The sequence below is a fragment of the Pleurocapsa sp. PCC 7319 genome (assembly GCF_000332195.1).
Classification (GTDB): Bacteria; Cyanobacteriota; Cyanobacteriia; order Cyanobacteriales; family Xenococcaceae; genus Waterburya.
Window position 1 is genome coordinate 3,717,107 of record NZ_KB235922.1, and the last position, 17,117, is coordinate 3,734,223.

The 17,117-nt window shown below is 39.9% G+C and carries 13 protein-coding genes and 1 tRNA gene; 8 read left to right on the forward strand and 6 right to left on the reverse strand.

Going from position 1 to position 17,117, the window contains the following annotated elements:
- Positions 1-52: 52 nt before the first annotated feature.
- The 3 genes from PLEUR7319_RS36245 (at position 53) to PLEUR7319_RS0120905 (ending at position 4,052) form a co-directional block, all read left to right on the forward strand.
- Positions 53-1,915, forward strand: a complete 1,863-nt coding sequence (locus tag PLEUR7319_RS36245; RefSeq protein WP_019507180.1) for a diguanylate cyclase — start codon at positions 53-55, stop codon at positions 1,913-1,915.
- Positions 1,916-2,052: 137 nt separating this feature from the next.
- Positions 2,053-2,763 carry a bifunctional demethylmenaquinone methyltransferase/2-methoxy-6-polyprenyl-1,4-benzoquinol methylase UbiE gene (gene ubiE, locus PLEUR7319_RS0120900; protein ID WP_019507181.1) on the forward strand — a complete coding sequence of 237 codons (711 nt, stop codon included), beginning with the start codon at positions 2,053-2,055 and terminating at the stop codon, positions 2,761-2,763.
- Between the two features lie 38 nt (positions 2,764-2,801).
- Complete coding sequence (locus PLEUR7319_RS0120905) at positions 2,802-4,052, forward strand: DUF445 domain-containing protein (protein ID WP_019507182.1); 1,251 nt, start codon at positions 2,802-2,804, stop codon at positions 4,050-4,052.
- A 31-nt stretch (positions 4,053-4,083) separates the two neighbouring features.
- On the opposite strand, the gene PLEUR7319_RS0120910 is transcribed toward PLEUR7319_RS0120905, so the two are convergent.
- The 5 genes from PLEUR7319_RS0120910 to psbD form a co-directional block, all read right to left on the reverse strand.
- The gene (locus tag PLEUR7319_RS0120910) at positions 4,084-4,293 is read right to left on the reverse strand and encodes a DUF2949 domain-containing protein (RefSeq protein ID WP_019507183.1); all 210 of its coding nucleotides are present in this window, start codon (positions 4,291-4,293) and stop codon (positions 4,084-4,086) included.
- Between the two features lie 498 nt (positions 4,294-4,791).
- On the reverse strand, positions 4,792-5,295 hold the full coding sequence (locus PLEUR7319_RS0120915) for a DUF192 domain-containing protein (protein WP_071592935.1): 504 nt from the start codon (positions 5,293-5,295) through the stop codon (positions 4,792-4,794).
- A gap of 13 nt (positions 5,296-5,308) precedes the next feature.
- A complete protein-coding gene (gene nblR, locus PLEUR7319_RS0120920) occupies positions 5,309-6,004 on the reverse strand; it encodes a response regulator transcription factor NblR (RefSeq protein ID WP_019507186.1) in 696 nt (231 codons plus the stop codon).
- 91 nt (positions 6,005-6,095) lie between these two features.
- Positions 6,096-7,019 (reverse strand): NAD(+) kinase, encoded by a 924-nt coding sequence (locus tag PLEUR7319_RS0120925; protein WP_019507187.1) that lies wholly within the window; start codon positions 7,017-7,019, stop codon positions 6,096-6,098.
- 484 nt (positions 7,020-7,503) lie between these two features.
- Positions 7,504-8,562, reverse strand: a complete 1,059-nt coding sequence (gene psbD / locus PLEUR7319_RS0120930; protein ID WP_019507188.1) for a photosystem II D2 protein (photosystem q(a) protein) — start codon at positions 8,560-8,562, stop codon at positions 7,504-7,506.
- Positions 8,563-8,951: 389 nt separating this feature from the next.
- Between psbD and PLEUR7319_RS0120935 the strand changes: the two genes are divergently transcribed.
- The 5 genes from PLEUR7319_RS0120935 to uvrA all read left to right on the forward strand — a co-directional run bounded on the left by PLEUR7319_RS0120935 (position 8,952) and on the right by uvrA (position 13,856).
- Positions 8,952-9,227, forward strand: a complete 276-nt coding sequence (locus PLEUR7319_RS0120935; protein ID WP_019507189.1) for a hypothetical protein — start codon at positions 8,952-8,954, stop codon at positions 9,225-9,227.
- Entirely contained in the window at positions 9,227-9,940 is a 714-nt protein-coding gene (locus tag PLEUR7319_RS0120940; protein ID WP_019507190.1) for an energy-coupling factor ABC transporter ATP-binding protein, read from the forward strand. The genes PLEUR7319_RS0120935 and PLEUR7319_RS0120940 overlap by 1 nt, the downstream gene beginning before the upstream one ends.
- Positions 9,941-10,070: 130 nt before the next feature.
- Positions 10,071-10,616, forward strand: a complete 546-nt coding sequence (locus PLEUR7319_RS0120945; protein WP_019507191.1) for an NYN domain-containing protein — start codon at positions 10,071-10,073, stop codon at positions 10,614-10,616.
- A gap of 114 nt (positions 10,617-10,730) precedes the next feature.
- Positions 10,731-10,803 (forward strand) — tRNA-Glu (locus PLEUR7319_RS0120950).
- A 122-nt stretch (positions 10,804-10,925) separates the two neighbouring features.
- Complete coding sequence (gene uvrA / locus PLEUR7319_RS0120955; RefSeq protein ID WP_019507192.1) at positions 10,926-13,856, forward strand: excinuclease ABC subunit UvrA; 2,931 nt, start codon at positions 10,926-10,928, stop codon at positions 13,854-13,856.
- Here uvrA and PLEUR7319_RS0120960 read toward each other — a convergent pair.
- The gene (locus PLEUR7319_RS0120960; RefSeq protein ID WP_019507193.1) at positions 13,853-16,954 is read right to left on the reverse strand and encodes an efflux RND transporter permease subunit; all 3,102 of its coding nucleotides are present in this window, start codon (positions 16,952-16,954) and stop codon (positions 13,853-13,855) included. The genes uvrA and PLEUR7319_RS0120960 overlap by 4 nt on opposite strands.
- Positions 16,955-17,117: the final 163 nt, after the last annotated feature.

Genomic DNA, 17,117 nt, shown 5'->3' on the forward strand with positions numbered 1-17,117 from the left:
CCAGTAAAATCTATAGACACTTATTCGAGTTGGTGTCCTAATTTTCTTCTACATGAATAGAGCGACTAGAGCTTTTAATACGAACTTATCTATACGTCAAATTTTAATTGCTTCTCTTATTTTTCAGGTTGGCGTAGTCGTTGGTTTAACTGGTTACTTTTCCTGGAAAAATGGTCAAAAAACTGTTGAAGCTCTAGCATTGCGTTTAAGTAGAGAAGTAACATCTCATACTCAGCAGCACGTAGCCGATTATTTGAATATTCCGCTCACATTTCTCAAGATTAATCAGATATTAGCCGAATCTAATCGTTTAAACTTAGATGATCTTCAAGATTTACAGGATGTTTTTTGGCAGCAAGCCCAAATTACCCCTCAAATAAACACCCTTTTTTTTGGTAGTGAAACAGGAGACTTTATTGAAATAGAGATGAAAGACTTTCCTAAAGTAGCTATGAGAAACTCTTCTACCGCACCATATTGGCAATTGTATCGTCTAGATGAACAGGGTCAAAAAACTACTTTTTTAGGACAACAAAAATACGATCCTCGACAAAGACCTTGGTATCAAGCAGCGATCTCCCAAGATAGTTTAGTTTGGTCCCCCATATATCTATTTGCAGATCCTCCCGTTTTGGGCATTACTCCTGCAATTACGCTTAAAGATCGTCAAACGCAGAAGATTAAAGGAGTAATGGCGATCGATTTAACTCTTGATGAAATTAGTAAGTTTTTAACCACTTTAAAAATTAGCGATTCAGGGAGAGCTTTTATTATTGAGAAATCGGGAAAGATGGTAGCAACTTCGACTAATAATTCTCTAGTAAGAAGAAATACCTGGGGAAACGAGCGTTTGCATTATTCCGATAGTTCAGATCCTCTAATTAAAGCTACAGCAGATTTTTTACAGTTAGAATTTAACAATTTTCAACAGATTAACTCACCACAACAGGTGATTTTTAAATTTGATCATAGTCGGCATTTTGTGCAAGCTACTAGTCTAGATAGCCACTCTGGTTTGGATTGGTTAATAGTTACGGTAATTCCAGAGTCAGACTTTATAGAATATATTCGTAATAATACTTATACAACTCTATTGCTGAGTGTTCTGGCTTTAATTTTGGCAATTTTTTTGGGTGCGATCGCTAATCAGTGGATTATTAAATCGGTGACTTATATTTCTCATGTTGCCAAAGCAATATCTAGTGAACAAATATTGACGATCGAGCAGCAATCCAAAATTAAAGAGCTAGCTATTCTTACAGAGTCATTTAATTTTATGGCCATAAAACTCCAAACCTCAGCTCAAAATATCGAAAATTTGGAGTCTAGATGGGAAGAAAAAGTAGAAGAAAGAACTAGAAATCTTGAACAAGTAAATCAAGAACTTAGCCGCTTGGCTAATGTAGATAGTCTGACTCAAATTTATAATCGCTATTATTTCGATCTAACACTGCAAAAACTTTGGCGAGAATCTATCAGAGAAAGAACACAAATCGCTTTGATTTTATGTGATGTAGATAATTTTAAATTATATAACGATACCTATGGTCATCCCATGGGCGATCAATGCCTGAAAAAAGTAGCAAAAGCTCTGAATGAATCTATTAATAGAGATCAAGATGTTACTGCTAGGTATGGCGGAGAAGAATTTGCCATAATTTTGCCTCGTACCAGTTCTGAGGGTGCTGTTCAAGTAGCAACAAGAATGATGAATGCCGTCAGTAATTTAAATATATTTCATGGTACTTCCAATGTAGAAAATTATGTCACCATTAGTTGTGGTATTGCTTGTTTTTCCCCTAGCCCTGGCTTATCATCAATAAATCTAATTGAGAGTGCAGATAACGCACTGTATCAAGCAAAACAACAGGGGAAAAATTGTTGGGTTATGGCAGAGGAAAATCTGGCAACATGACTGAAATACGTGGAGTTGCTAATGACTAATGACTAATGACTAATGACTAATAGTTTGATGAAGATTTTTCCGGTTCTTTATTTTGCCTTAAGGCGATGTTATATGATTGGTAAAAATTAATCCCGGACAGAAATTTCATGACTCCAGCGGCTTCTCCAGCAGCAACAGAAATAAAAGCTATTTTTGATCGTATTGCACCAGTATATGATCAATTAAACGATCGCTTAAGTTTTGGTCAGCATCGTATTTGGAAGCTGATGACCGTCAAATGGTGTGAGGCTAGTTTAGGAGATCACGCTTTGGATATATGTTGTGGTAGCGGAGACCTTGCTCTATTACTAGCACAAAAAGTGGGCAATAGTGGTAAGGTAACGGGCTTAGATTTTGCCTGCGAGCAACTGGCGATCGCAAAACAACGACAAATGGTTAAATGTCCTACCGTACCAATGGAGTGGCTTGAAGGAGACGCTTTAAATTTGCCATTTGTCCCTAATCAATTTGACTGTGCCACTATGGGTTACGGATTGCGAAACGTGACTAATATTCCTCGTTGTTTGCAGGAATTGTATCGTGTTCTTAAACCAGGAGCAAAAGCAGCAGTGCTTGATTTTCATCGTCCCAGCCAAGGCTATATGCAAGCTTTTCAACAGTGGTATCTTACTAACATCGTAGTACCAACTGCGGCAGAAATGAATCTTAAGGAAGAATATGCTTACATAACTCCTAGTGTGAAAAGATTTCCCCTGGGAAAAGAACAGGTTAAACTAGCTCATTCAGCCGGATTCAGCCAAGCGATCCATTACCCATTGATGGGAGGAATGATGGGGATATTGGCACTAACGAAATAAAATAAGAATGGAATTAATTTTCTGCCTCCTAATCTTTATTGTCGATTCAAGATACTGCTTTGGCATTAGCTAACCTCTGGATATTTTTTGTTCCTCCTGTAGCAGGGAGTATTATTGGCTATTTTACTAACGACATAGCCATTAAAATGCTCTTTCGTCCCTACAAGGCTATTTACATTGGTAAGCGAAAGTTACCTTTCACTCCTGGCTTAATTCCCAGTAATCAAGAGCGTCTAGCTCAAAAAGTTTCCGACACTATTATGGGTTCATTACTGACCCCCAGTGAACTGCAAAAGTTAGCTCAAAGGCTTCTGGCAACGGAACGTATGGAAAGTGCTATTTTATGGTTGCTTAAATTAGCCTTGGAACAAGTTCAGGAAGATCGAGAACAAAAAACAGCCAAAGTTTTAGCCAATATCTTGCACGATCTATTTAGTCAATCTTTACCCCGATTGCTTAGAGTATTGGCGAGAAGAGATGATTTTTTAGAAGCTCAAACTAATCAAATTTTCGATCAGATTCTGCTCAATTTTCAACTCAAAGAGTCCCAAGCCAAGAAATTTTCCGACTGGCTGTTAGGTTCTGTTCTGCCCCCTGACGTAATTCGTCGTGCAATTATTGATTTTTTAAGCGATCGCAATATTCAAATTATTGATGAAGGTTTTCGGGAAAAAACCAGTGGTACTTATTGGGTGGTTGCCAACTTATTTGGCTTACGTAACAGTCTAATTAGATTACGCTCTTTTTGTATTGATGAAAAAGAAATCACCAACGCCAGACTAGAAGAATTAACTTTCTCATTACAAATTCGCGATCGCATTAAAAATTGGCTCAAAAATCTCTCGCTGCAAAATTTGCCTGTTTCTACAGTGAGACAATTACGTAAAACAGTACGTGAAACAGTACGCAATTACATTAGAGAGGAAGGGGGTAATGTGATTGCCAGACTAGGTGATTCCGTGGAGTGGGAAAATTTATCAGTATTAATTCTCAAACGTCTACAATCATCGCCGGCAGTCAATGATTCTTTAGAAGTAATTAGTCAGGAATTGGCTTTGGTATTGGAACGTTATCTAGAAGAAGATTTAGAGAAACTAGTTGCCCAAGCGATACCAATCCTGTCAATCGATCAAGTAATTATCAATCGTGTTTCTGCTACCTCTCCCGAAGATTTAGAAATAGCAGTACAAGGTATAGTTAAAAATGAACTCCAAGCGATCGTTAACTTAGGAGGAATACTAGGGTTTATTGTCGGATTATTACAAACAATTTTATTATTTTTTAATTAGTAATGATAATAATCTCAAAAATTTCCGATTGCTAGTTGAGATCTAATTTGGTCTTAGAATGAAGCCAGTCATAAATACGATCTAGTTCTTCTAGAGTGACTAGTCCATACTGCCAAAGAATCATCGGTATTGGCGCCGGATTTTCTTCCACGGCTCTTTGTACTATCGCAATAGAGTCATGGGAAAGAGATAGTTCTTCGGTCAAGAATTTAATAAATTTGGCATAGATGGCTGGTTTCATTGCTTTTACCCTGTTTCAAACTTTTTAAATCAAGTCATTACATTAGTCACAGATTGCTCCGCCGTGTCCATTGCTTCATAAGTCAGCTAAGTCAGAGCTGTCTGAACAGTATGACTATTGTCATTTGTCATGATCAATCAAATATGAATTCTTACTATTGTTAGAGACAAATAAAATATTGCTAGTGTTTTAAATCACAATTAACTAAAATTTTATTTTTATTTACTAAGAACTCTACTTTTTTGTCGGTTAGAGTATTCCACAAATTGGGAATTTCTATAATGACATACATCAGTATGTAAAACTACTTAAAATTACTGATTGTTAAAATATAATATGTAATTTACTGCTTGTTTTAACTCTGCCTATTGATATATAGTTAGGTTTCGCTAGCAATAAATATGCATAGATTAATTATTGTTTAAGAACATTGCTAATTATTAATCAATTTTTTTTTTGCCAAGTATAATTAATCACTAGTATTCAAGATTGTAGCTTTTACTTAGAATCCAAAAATTTAACTACAATTTGATCTCCGACGTTAATCCCTAATTCTTGGGCTCTTCCTCCCCGTAATTCAATTACTTGATCGACTAAAGCTTCTGGACCGTATACAGGACAAGGGTTATCTTGACAGGAAGGGACATCATTAGCAATCCCGACAACGCGATCGCCATTTAGGAAAATCATATCCAAAGATATAGGGACATTTTTCATCCAAAAACGAGCAACCTTGACCGATTCAAAAGGAAATAACATCCCCCGATCGTCTGCTAAACAATCACGATACATCAAGCCCGTCGCCTGTTGTTGTGGAGTTTGGGCTACCTCTAACTGAATTGTTGCTTCAGCAATTTCGGCTGTGGCGGTTATGGGTAACATTTGACCCTGTTTAATTTCCTCTGAAGCATTAGCTATAGTTTTCTTAGCAGATGTTATAAATGAGCAACTAGATAAAAGAATTAGTAGTACGATACCTAGATTAATTTTTAATTTCATCATTTATACTTCAATTTTACGATTCTCTAAGTACATAACCAATTCCTCTGACAGTTTGAATTAATCTTTTACTATTTTGGCTTTCTATTTTTAGTCTCAAATAACGAATATAAACTTCAATAACATTGGATTCCCCACGATAATCGAATCCCCAGACATTTTCAATGATTTCTTCCCGAGTCATGACCTGCTGTGGATTAGACATCAAGTATTTCAACAATTCAAACTCTTTCATGGTTAAATCGATAACTCGATCATTACGTATTACTTGACGAGTACTTAAATCTAAAATTAATTCACCAAATCTTAATTGCTCTGGGACGGGAACTTCTGACTGAAGATATAAACTAATTTGCTCCAACAGTTGCTCACGATTGTAGGGTTTTAATAGATAGTCATCTGCTCCAGATTCTAAACAAGCGACCCTTTCTGCTACTGTTTCTTGCTCAACTAGCATCAAGATGGGAATCCTATTGCCTGAACTACGTAACTGACGACACAAACTAACACCTGAGGTGCCAGAAATTGAGTGATCGACAATTACCATTGCTGGCTGAAGGATACTTAGTTTTTGCCATCCCTTCTGGGCTTTTTCAAACAGGGGCAAGTAGCCCGCCCTCTGTAAATCTAAACTTGCTTGTTGGGCAAAATCATTATCGGTTAATAACAAAATTGGTGAATTGGTGGCATTGGTCTTCTTGTTGGTAATCATGGTAGTGTGACTCGCTACAGGGCAAGCTCAGAGTAAAGCTAACTAACAGTCACAAATTGCTTTGCCGTACAACGACGGAGTAATCTGTGATTTAGGGTAGCTCCACTGAGGTAGGTTTGGCAATATGAGGTAATCCCCAACCTAACTTTTCCCTCAGGATACGGAAGAATTCAGGCGATCGCAGTCGAATAAAGCGAGCAGGATAAACTGATTTTTCAATATAAATATGATCGTCAGGCAAAATATAGCATCCACCATTGCCATCGACCACCATTACCATCCGATTTGGAGTGGCAGGAAATACCTTGACTGATTCGCGATCGCTAAACACTAATGCCCGAGACGCAAGAGAATGAGGACAGATCGGTGCTAACTGCAATACAGGAACCTCCGGAGTTACCACGGGACCTCCCGCACTCAAAGAATAAGCAGTAGAACCAGTTGGTGTGGAAATGATAATGCCATCAGCTGCTACGTCTACTGGTGCGTGTTGACCAATTTGTACTTCAAAATGGCACATACTTGTTAATGGTTCTCGATGCAAAACCATTTCGTTCAGAGTAAGAGCCTCCCATAACATAGCATCATTGCGAAATACTCTAACCGTGAGCATAGAACGCTCTTCTATTTCATAGTCTTTGGCTAAAAGCTTGTCTACAGCTTCGTCTAAATGAGTGAGATATGTCTCTGTCAGAAAGCCCATGTGACCTGTATTAATAGTCAGCAAAGGGATATTATGGGGAGCAAGTTGCCTAAAAGCCGATAAAACTGTACCATCACCACCCAAGACTACCGCAAATTCTATATCTCGATCAAAGTTAGGAGGGGTTAATTGCTCGATTCGTGTGTTGCACACAGGACTACCGGGAGTTGAATATTCTAGTATTCCTCCTACTCCTGTCGTCATCCGTACATCCCAACCTGAACCAGCAAGTTTCTCTTCTATTTCTGATGCAACTTTGCAAGCTATTGGCTTAATATCGTTATAAACAATGCCTGCTATTGGCTTTGGCACAACTAACTATTTATCCTGTACTAAACTGGTTATCATGTTCGAAAAGCTTTTAGCTATTGGCTTTTAGCTAAAAACTAATCTAAAAAGTAAATTGCTATCGATTGAATACTCCTCATCTTTTGAACTTGAGAGGATATTTCATCTCATAATATTATCTTCTAGACTATCGTGGACAAGCTAAAAATCCTAGTCTAGTTTGCTTATTGTTATGATTAACATTCTTATTTATAGCGGTTCTCGTATTAATGAGATACACCTTGGTGGAGTCAGGGAATAGGGAATAGGGAATAGGGGTTTTCAAGTCTTTGACTAAGTTTATATTTGTACCTCACTTATTTGAGAACCGCTATATCAAAAGCTAATCAATTTAATATAAAATAAACCCCTCATTGTAGAGGGGTCTAATACCAAACCTGATGGATTTAAATCAAACTACAGATCAGCTAGATAATATTCATATTAATCTGTAGGATCCTTTTCCTGCTTACAGCGCGTTACCACGAGGTAATACTTCTTCAGGGAATTCAAAGTTTTGATGTGGTTGGTCTTGAGTTGCCATCCAGGATCTCAAACCTTCGTTGAGCAAAATATTTTTGGTGTAGAAAGTTTCAAATTCAGGATCTTCTGCTGCTCTCAACTCTTGAGATACGAAGTCATATGCTCGTAAGTTCAACGCAATGCCGATAATCCCGATACTTGCCATCCATAGTCCGGTTACGGGGACGAACAACATAAAGAAGTGTAACCAACGTTTGTTGGAGAAAGCAATCCCGAAAATCTGTGACCAGAAACGGTTTGCTGTCACCATACTATATGTTTCTTCTGCTTGAGTTGGTTCAAACGCTCTAAAGGTGTTCGCTTCGCCACCGTCATCAAACAAGGTATTTTCTACTGTTGCTCCGTGAATCGCACACAATAATGCTCCACCGAGAACACCTGCTACTCCCATCATGTGGAAGGGATTCAAGGTGAAGTTGTGGAATCCTTGTACAAACAGGATGAAACGGAAGATTCCCGCTACACCTAAGCTAGGTGCGAAGAACCAACTGTGCTGTCCTAAAGGATAAAGCAAAAATACCGAAACAAATACGGCGATGGGGGCGGAGAAAGCGATCGCGTTGTAAGGACGAATTCCTACGAGACGAGCAATCTCAAACTGACGGAGCATAAAGCCAATCAATGCAAAGGCACCGTGGAGAGCGATGAAAGCCCACAAACCACCGATTTGACACCAACGGGTAAAACTCCAAGCAGCTTCAGGACCCCAGAGAAATAGCAGGGAATGACCCATGCTATCTGCGGGAGTGGAAGCGGCTACGGTCAAAAAGTTACATCCTTCGAGGTAAGAACTTGCTAGACCGTGAGTATACCAGGAAGTCACAAAGGTAGTGCAAGTGAGCCAACCACCAATGGACAAGTAGGCACAGGGGAAAAGCAGAATACCCGACCATCCTACGAATACAAATCGATCGCGCTTGAGCCAGTCATCTACCGCATCAAAGATGCCGCGTTTAGCTGGGGCGCGCCCTACTGCTATTGTCATGTAAATAAATCTCCGAAATAATAATTAATAAGATCGTTGGGAATATTACGATTTCGCTGATCTAACTTTTAATAAGTCACAGATTACTCCGCCGTAAAACGATGAAGCCTCATTTCGAAGTTTGCTTATACTTGCGGTATCCCTTTGGGATAAAGGGGGAAACTCCCGCAACATAACTTCGCGCTGCTGTGACCGTTGGTCAAATCAATTGTGAGAAAAGTTAACTTTTCTTTACTTATATTACACATAATAGAAGAAAACAGTTAATATTTCCAGGGCAAATCCAAAGAAAAAATTAAATTTTTCCCTCAGTAGAAATAAATCAAGATGGGAATTTCCTTGAATTTGGAAGATAATTTAACTGTTGCCATCTTTTTTATTAGAGCTTTATGTTTACCATTGATATAGTTTTACAAGACATCCCGTTGCCTATTTCCGTACAGCGCAAAGAATCTGAAGCTGCCGAAAGTCTTTATCAACAAATTGTTCAGGCAATGCGATCGGGAAGTTCAGATTTAGTTGAGCTGACCTGTGACAAAGATGAGGAAAAAAAAGTAGCAGTTAAGGGTAATTTAATCTGTGCCGTAAATGTAAATAAAAAGTCTGGCGGTATGGCAGAAGGACGAGTACCTGGTTTCTTCGCTGCTACTGCTGCTGACCAGTAATGACCTCCTCGACTGATAATCAGAATCTAGAGTCAGACAAATCACCAGTTATTCGAGTAGACCAGATCAAATTTAGTTGGTCGACTGAAGCAAAGGTGCTAGATGGTTGTTCTCTAGAAGTACCTTCTGGGGAGTTTTGGATGCTGTTAGGCAATAACGGTAGCGGAAAATCTACCTTATTAAGGCTGTTAGCAGGACTACTAATCCCTGATGCTGGCTCTATCGTCATGCCTTATAAAACAGGTTTTGTCTTTCAAAATCCCGATCATCAATTAGTCATGCCTACTGTTGGTGCGGATATTGCCTTTGGTTTAGTAAGTGAGAATTTATCGACCGTTCAGGTCAGGGAAAGAGTTCAATCTGCTTTGTCAGCAGTAAATCTACTAGATTTGGAGAGACGACCGATTCATGCCCTCAGTGGCGGACAGAAACAGCGAATTGCGATCGCCGGGGCAATTGCTCGTAACTGCGAAGTAATTTTGTTTGATGAACCCACCGCACTACTCGATCCTGATACTCAATTAGAATTAGTAGCTCAGGTAAGAAATCTGGTTAAGAAGCGTAACTTAACTGCTCTGTGGGTAACGCATCGTCTTGAAGAATTAGATTACTGCGACGGAGCTTTTCTGTTAGAAGGAGGAAAAGTTGTGGCCAAAGGAGAGCCTCAAAAGCTGAAAGCTAAACTGTTGGCGACAGAAAAACAACGTTATTAACTATTGTTTTTTACTTGGAAAACCTCAGTTAGCAATTTGGCGCTTTTTAAATTTGTTTAACTTTTTGTTAACATTCTGCTTAGAATAGATGAGAATATCATTCTCATTTTTGAAACAAAAATAAATTGCAATGTCTTCCTCCTACCAGGCAATACTACTCGTCGATGGTTATAACATCATCGGCGACTGGTCAGACTTAAAAAAAAGTCGCGATCGTCACGGTTTAGAGGCAGCTCGTCGCGAGTTAATTGAATGCTTAATCAATTACACTGCTGCTGTTGCCTATCGAACCAAAATAATATTTGATGCTCATTATCAGGATACACCTCGTAGTACAGAAGGGTATACTGCGGCGTTATCAGTTCATTACACAGCTTTTGCAGAAACCGCAGATACATATATCGAAAAATTTTGTGCCACTTTTAACCGCAAAAAATACCAGCAAGAATCTACTCGGTTAATAGTTGCTACGAGCGATCGCGCACAACAATTAACAGTAGTTGGCTATGGGGCAGAATGGCGTTCTGCTCAAATGCTAGCAGGCGAAGTACAACAGGCAGCTCGCAACACCAGAATTAAGAGACAGACGAAGAAAAAGCCTGCGGGAAGTTTTTTATTTAATACCCTCGATCCAGCTGCGCAAAGACGTCTCAGGCAAATGCAGCGAGGTATGTGACAAAATTATTTCAGGGATGAAAACTTTTTCCCAAAAAAAAGTGTTGACAGTGACAATAATATTAGATATATTTAAAAACGTTGCGAGTTTGACCGTAGCAACCAACTAACCTAAGCCCCCATCGTCTAGTGGCCTAGGACACCTCCCTTTCACGGAGGCGACAGGGATTCAAATTCCCTTGGGGGTATTAGTTAAGAGAAGAGTCAAGTTTAGATCTTGGCTCTTCTTTTTTTTGGCTGAGAAAACTCCAACACATTAAAAAGCAATTTTAAACGTTAATATGATTAAAAACTATTAAGTCTTGTCTGTATGACTCCCTTCAGTAACGGTATTCAAGCCAACCACAAAACTACTGAGATCAAGAGATCTTCTGTAGATGAAAACGTGATTCGCATCAAGGGTGCGAGGCAACATAACTTAAAAAACGTTAATTTAGACTTGCCTCGCAATCAGTTAATCGTGTTTACTGGGGTTTCTGGTTCAGGAAAATCCTCTTTAGCTTTTGATACGATTTTTGCTGAAGGACAAAGGCGTTACGTAGAATCTCTCAGTGCCTATGCTCGTCAATTTCTAGGACAGCTAGATAAACCAGATGTTGATGCCATTGAAGGTTTGAGTCCTGCTATTTCCATCGATCAAAAATCTACTTCTCATAATCCTCGTTCTAGTGTAGGCACGGTTACAGAAATATACGATTACTTAAGGCTTTTATTTGGCAGGGCGGGAGAACCTCATTGTCCCAAGTGCGATCGCTCGATAGTACCTCAGACCATTGATGAAATGTGCGATCGCATCATGGAATTACCTGATCAAACCAAGTTTCTTATTCTGGCTCCGGTGGTCAGGAGTAAAAAGGGGACACACAAGCAATTATTATCTAGTTTGGCTTCTCAAGGGTATGTCAGGGTGCGGATTAATGGCGAAGTTAAACAGTTAGATGACCAGATCAAATTAGACAAAAATTATAAACACGATATTGAGGTGGTGATAGATCGCCTAATTAAAAAGGCAGGAATTCAAGAACGTCTGGTAGATTCACTAGCCACTTGTTTACGTCTGTCTGATGGTATTGCCGAAATAGAAATTCTGACGGCTGCTGATAGTCAACAGAATAGTCACTCTTCGAAGATCGTTTTTTCGGAAAACTTTGCCTGTCCTGAACATGGTGCCGTAATTGAAGAATTATCACCCCGTTTATTTTCCTTTAATTCTCCTTATGGTGCTTGTCCCGCCTGTCATGGTTTAGGAAGTCATCGGACCTTTGCTCCCGAGTTAGTTGTCCCCGATCCTAAGCAACCAGTCTACAGTGCGATCGCTCCTTGGTCAGATAAAGATAATTCTTACTATCTCTCCCTGCTGCACGGGGTAGGTCAAGCTTTTGGTTTTGAAATTCAAGCTAAGTGGGAACAGCTTACAGAAGAACAACAGTCAGTTATTCTCTATGGTGCATCCGAACCAGTATATTTCCAATCAGATACCCGCAGTGGTCAACCGAAAGGATACCATCGTCACTATTCTGGAGTTATCAAAATGTTGCAACGCAACTATCAAGAGACTAACTCCGACTCCGTCAAAAATAAACTAGAACAGTATTTAATTAATCGCCCTTGTGCTACCTGTAACGGTCAACGCCTTAAACCAGAATCCTTATCCGTTAGCTTGGGACAATATCGCATCAATGATTTAACAGGTGTACCGATTCGCGATTGTTTAGATCGAGTCAACAATCTAAAACTAACCAATCGTCAAGCATTAATTGGAGAATTAGCCCTCAAAGAAATTAAATCTCGTCTACAATTTTTACTTGATGTCGGTTTAGACTATCTAACCCTCGATCGCGCAGCCATGACTCTATCTGGAGGAGAAGCTCAACGTATTCGTTTGGCGACTCAAATAGGTGCAGGATTGACAGGCGTACTATATGTGTTAGATGAACCCAGTATCGGTTTGCACCAACGAGATAACCATAAGTTACTGGGAACTCTGAAAAAGCTAAGAGATCTAGGCAATACTCTAATTGTTGTTGAACATGATGAGGACACAATTTATGCTGCCGATAGCATTGTAGATATTGGTCCTAAAGCTGGAGTACACGGGGGAGATATTGTTGTTCAAGGGGATTTAAACGCTTTATTGAAGTCTGAAACCTCTCTCACAGGAGCATATTTATCAGGTAAATGCGTAATTACCACTCCCAAAGCCAGAAGAAAGGGTAAAGCTCATGGTTTAACTCTCAAAGATTGTCATCAGAATAATCTCAAACATTTTGATATCGAGATCCCCCTGGGTAAATTTGTCTGTATCACTGGGGTATCGGGTTCTGGTAAATCTACCTTGGTCAATGAATTGTTGCATCCCGCTTTAAAGCATCAACTCAGTCGCAAAGTACCTTTCCCCAAAAATCTTGGTGAAGTCAAAGGGCTACAGGCGATCGACAAAGTAATTACCATTGATCAATCTCCCATTGGCAGAACTCCGCGCTCTAATACTGCCACTTACACAGGAGTATTTGATTCTATTAGAGCGATCTTTGCCGAAACCATCGAAGCTAAAGCCAGGGGGTATAAAGCAGGACGATTTTCCTTTAACGTAAAAGGTGGTCGTTGCGAAGCCTGCAGTGGACAAGGGGTGAATGTTATTGAAATGAATTTTTTACCCGATGTCTATGTTCAGTGTGATGTCTGCAAAGGGGCAAGATATAATCGTGAAACTCTACAAGTTAAATATAAAAATTCTTCCATTGCCGATGTCTTAAACATGACTGTGGAAGAAGCCTTAGAAACTTTTAAAAATATCCCCCGCGCTGCTTCCAGACTGCAAACATTAGTCGATGTTGGTTTAGGATACATAAAACTCGGACAACCAGCCCCTACTCTCTCTGGAGGAGAAGCCCAGAGAGTTAAGCTGGCTTCGGAATTATCCCGTCGCGCCACAGGTAAAACTCTTTACCTAATTGATGAACCTACCACTGGTTTATCTTTTTATGATGTTCATCATCTCTTAAATGTTCTACAACGTTTGGTCGACAAAGGTAATTCCCTGATCGTGATTGAACACAATCTAGATGTAATTCGCTGTTCCGATTGGATTATCGACCTGGGTCCCGAAGGAGGAGATCAAGGAGGAGAAATTATTGCCACAGGAACTCCAGAGGAAGTGGCTCAGAATAAACAGTCATATACAGGGCAATATCTAAAAACTGTTTTACAGAAATACCCAGTAGGAGCTGATTTGAATTAATCCCTCAATTGCTTCGCCACAATAATATAAAGTATGGGCACAATAAACAGACTCAGAACTGTAGCAATTACCATGCCACCAAATACTGCTGTCCCCAGTGATTGACGACTAGCCGAACCCGCCCCTGTAGCTACAACTAGTGGAAAAATTCCCAGCAGTGTAGAAATTGCCGTCATAATAATTGGTCGTAATCGCTGCTGTGCTGCTTCTAGGGCCGCTTTAGCAATGGGAATACCTTGTTCTCTAAGTTGGTTGGCAAACTCCACAATCAGAATTGAATTTTTACTAGCCAAGCCGATCAACATCACTAAACCTACCTGACAATAAACATCATTGGGAAAACCTCTGAGAGAAGCTGCTGATAGTGCGCCCAAGATGGCAAGAGGAACTGCCAGTAGAATAATAAACGGATCGACAAAGTTTTCATATTGAGCCGCTAGAACTAGGAAGACAAAGAACACTCCTAAGCCGAAAATAATTGGGGCTTGACCGCCAGATTCAATTTCTTCTAAGGAAATTCCCGACCATTCATAATCCATATTCTTAGGTAAAATTTCAGCCGCGATCCGTTCCATAGCAGCGATCGCCTGACCAGAACTATAACCTGAAGCAGCAGCACCATTGATTTCAATTGAACGAAGCAAATTGTAATGATTGATGATCTGTGGTCCTGTTACAGGAGTTACTTGGACTAAATTGCTCAGAGGAATCATCTGATTTTGGGCAGAACGAACATAGAGTTTGCCGATATCTTCGGGGTTAGAGCGAAACTCCTTGTCAGCTTGAATGTATACCCGATAAGTTCTACCAAACTCATTAAAGTCGTTGACATAACGTGAACCGAGGAAAATTTGAAGTGTATTGAGAATATCATCAATCTCGACTTCTACAGCCTTGGCTTGATTACGATCAATTTCCAACAATAGTTGGGGGGAATTAGCCGTATAAGTAGTAAAGACGTTTTCCAGTTCGGGAGCCTGATTAGCTTTTTCTAGGATCTGACCGGCAAATTGTAAGAAAGTCTGAATATCATTATTGCCTCGGTCTTGAAGCTGAAATACAAAGCCTCCAAAATTTCCTAAACCCTGAATTGTGGGTGGATTAATGGCGAAGACCCTAGCATCGGGAATTGCCATCAGTTTGTCGATTACCTGACCGAGAATTCCCTGGGCTGACTGTTCGGATTTTAGGCGATCGCTCCAGGGTATAAAAGGGGTAAAAGTAGTGGCAACATTGGCTATGTTACCAGTAAAACCAAAGCCGCCAATCGAAAACGTCCCTGCCACTTCAGGTATATCCTCAAAATAGCGATCGGACTTATCGACTACTTGCTCGGTGTAGGCTAAAGAAGTTCCTTCTGGTGCTTGAATCAGTTTAATCAAATAGCCCTGGTCTTCTTCTGGCAAAAATGCCGTGGGTACATTTTGATACATCCAGACTGTTAACAACAAAAAGAAGATAAATAGCCCCACAATAAAGGCTTTAATCCGACTTAAGGGCGATAATATACCCCGATATCCTTGACGCAAGCAGTCTATGCCACGATTAAATACAGCAAAAACTCTGCCTAACCAACCTTGTGGCTGTTGTCCTTGACGTAAAAGTAAAGCGGAAAGCGAAGGTGTCAAACTTAAAGCATTGAAAGTAGAAATAACAATCGAAAAAGCAATAGTCAGAGCAAATTGTTTATAAAGCTGCCCAGTAGTTCCAGGGAAAAAGGCTACAGGTACAAAAACCGCCAAGAGAACCAAAGAAGTTGCAATTACGGCACTTGAAAGTTCTCGCATTGCCTCCATCGCTGCTACATGGGGTTGCATTCCCTGTTCCTGTACTTTAGCCACAATGTCTTCTACTACTACGATCGCATCATCAACTACCATCCCTGTAGCGAGAGTTAAACCAAATAGAGTCAGACTATTAATAGAAAACCCAAATAATTTGATAAAGGCAAAAGTTCCAATCAAGGAAATCGGTATCACAATCGCAGGAACGAGGGTAGCTCGCCAGTTCTGTAAAAAGATAAACAGCACCAGGACTACTAACAACACTGCTTTAGCTAGAGTTCGCACCACTTCCCTTCCCGACTCAACTACAAACAAACTAGGGTCGTAAGGAATTTCATAGTCTATTCCTGGGGGAAAATCTTCCGCTAGTTCAGCTACTTTGGCTTTGACAGCATTGGCAACTTCTAAAGCATTACTGCCAGGAGCTTGCTGAATGCCATAACCTACTGCATTCCGACCACTATACTTAGCAAAGGTTTCATAATTTTCAGCTCCTAATTCAGCTCGTCCCACATCTTTGAGCTTAATCAGGGTCCCATCCGAACCCGATTGCAGAATCATTTCCTCAAATTGAGACGCTTCTTTCAACCTACCTACAGCCTTGAGGGTAAGTTGATACATTTGTCCGTCTTTAGCTGGAGGTTGACCAATCCTTCCTGCTCCAACTTCTAGGTTTTGCTCGTTGAGGGCATCAACCACATCTTGAGCCGTAATACCCCGACTAGCTAATCTTTGAGGGTCTAACCACAAGCGCATAGCATAACGGCGTTCACCAAAGGGGACAATATTAGCTACCCCTCTAATTCTTCTAATTTCATCTAAGACATAGAGATCGGCATAGTTACTGATAAAGTTACTGTCATATTTACCTTCTTCTTGGCTAAAAACTGCCATGCCCAGGAGAAAATTACTGGATTGCTTAGTTACAGAAACCCCAGTTTGTCTAACTAAATCTGGTAATTGTGGTTCAGCCAAAGACACTCGATTGAGAACATCAACTGCAGCAATGTCGATGTTATAACCCTGATCGAAGGTAACTATAATCTGACTAGTGCCATCTTCAGAGCTAATCGAATTAAGATACTTCATCCCATCAACACCATTAATCTGCCTTTCTAAAACTGTGGTGACGGTTTTTTCGACTACTTCTGCACTGGCTCCAATATAGTTGGCAGTTACTACCACTTGCACGGGGCTGATATCAGGATACTGTTCGACAGGTAAAGTGGGAATACTGACTAATCCCACTAACAAGACGACGATCGAACAGACAATGGTTAAAACTGGTCGCTTGATAAAAGTTTCGATAAACATGATATCTAAAGCTGACAAAGAATATGATGGGCTATAAGTGAATTCGGAGTTCGGAGTTCGGAGTTCAGTAATCAGTAATCAGTAATCAGTAATTATTCCCGATGTTGAACTTACATACGGTTAATAATTCACCAAGAAGTTTTGACTCTTGAGTCTGTTATTC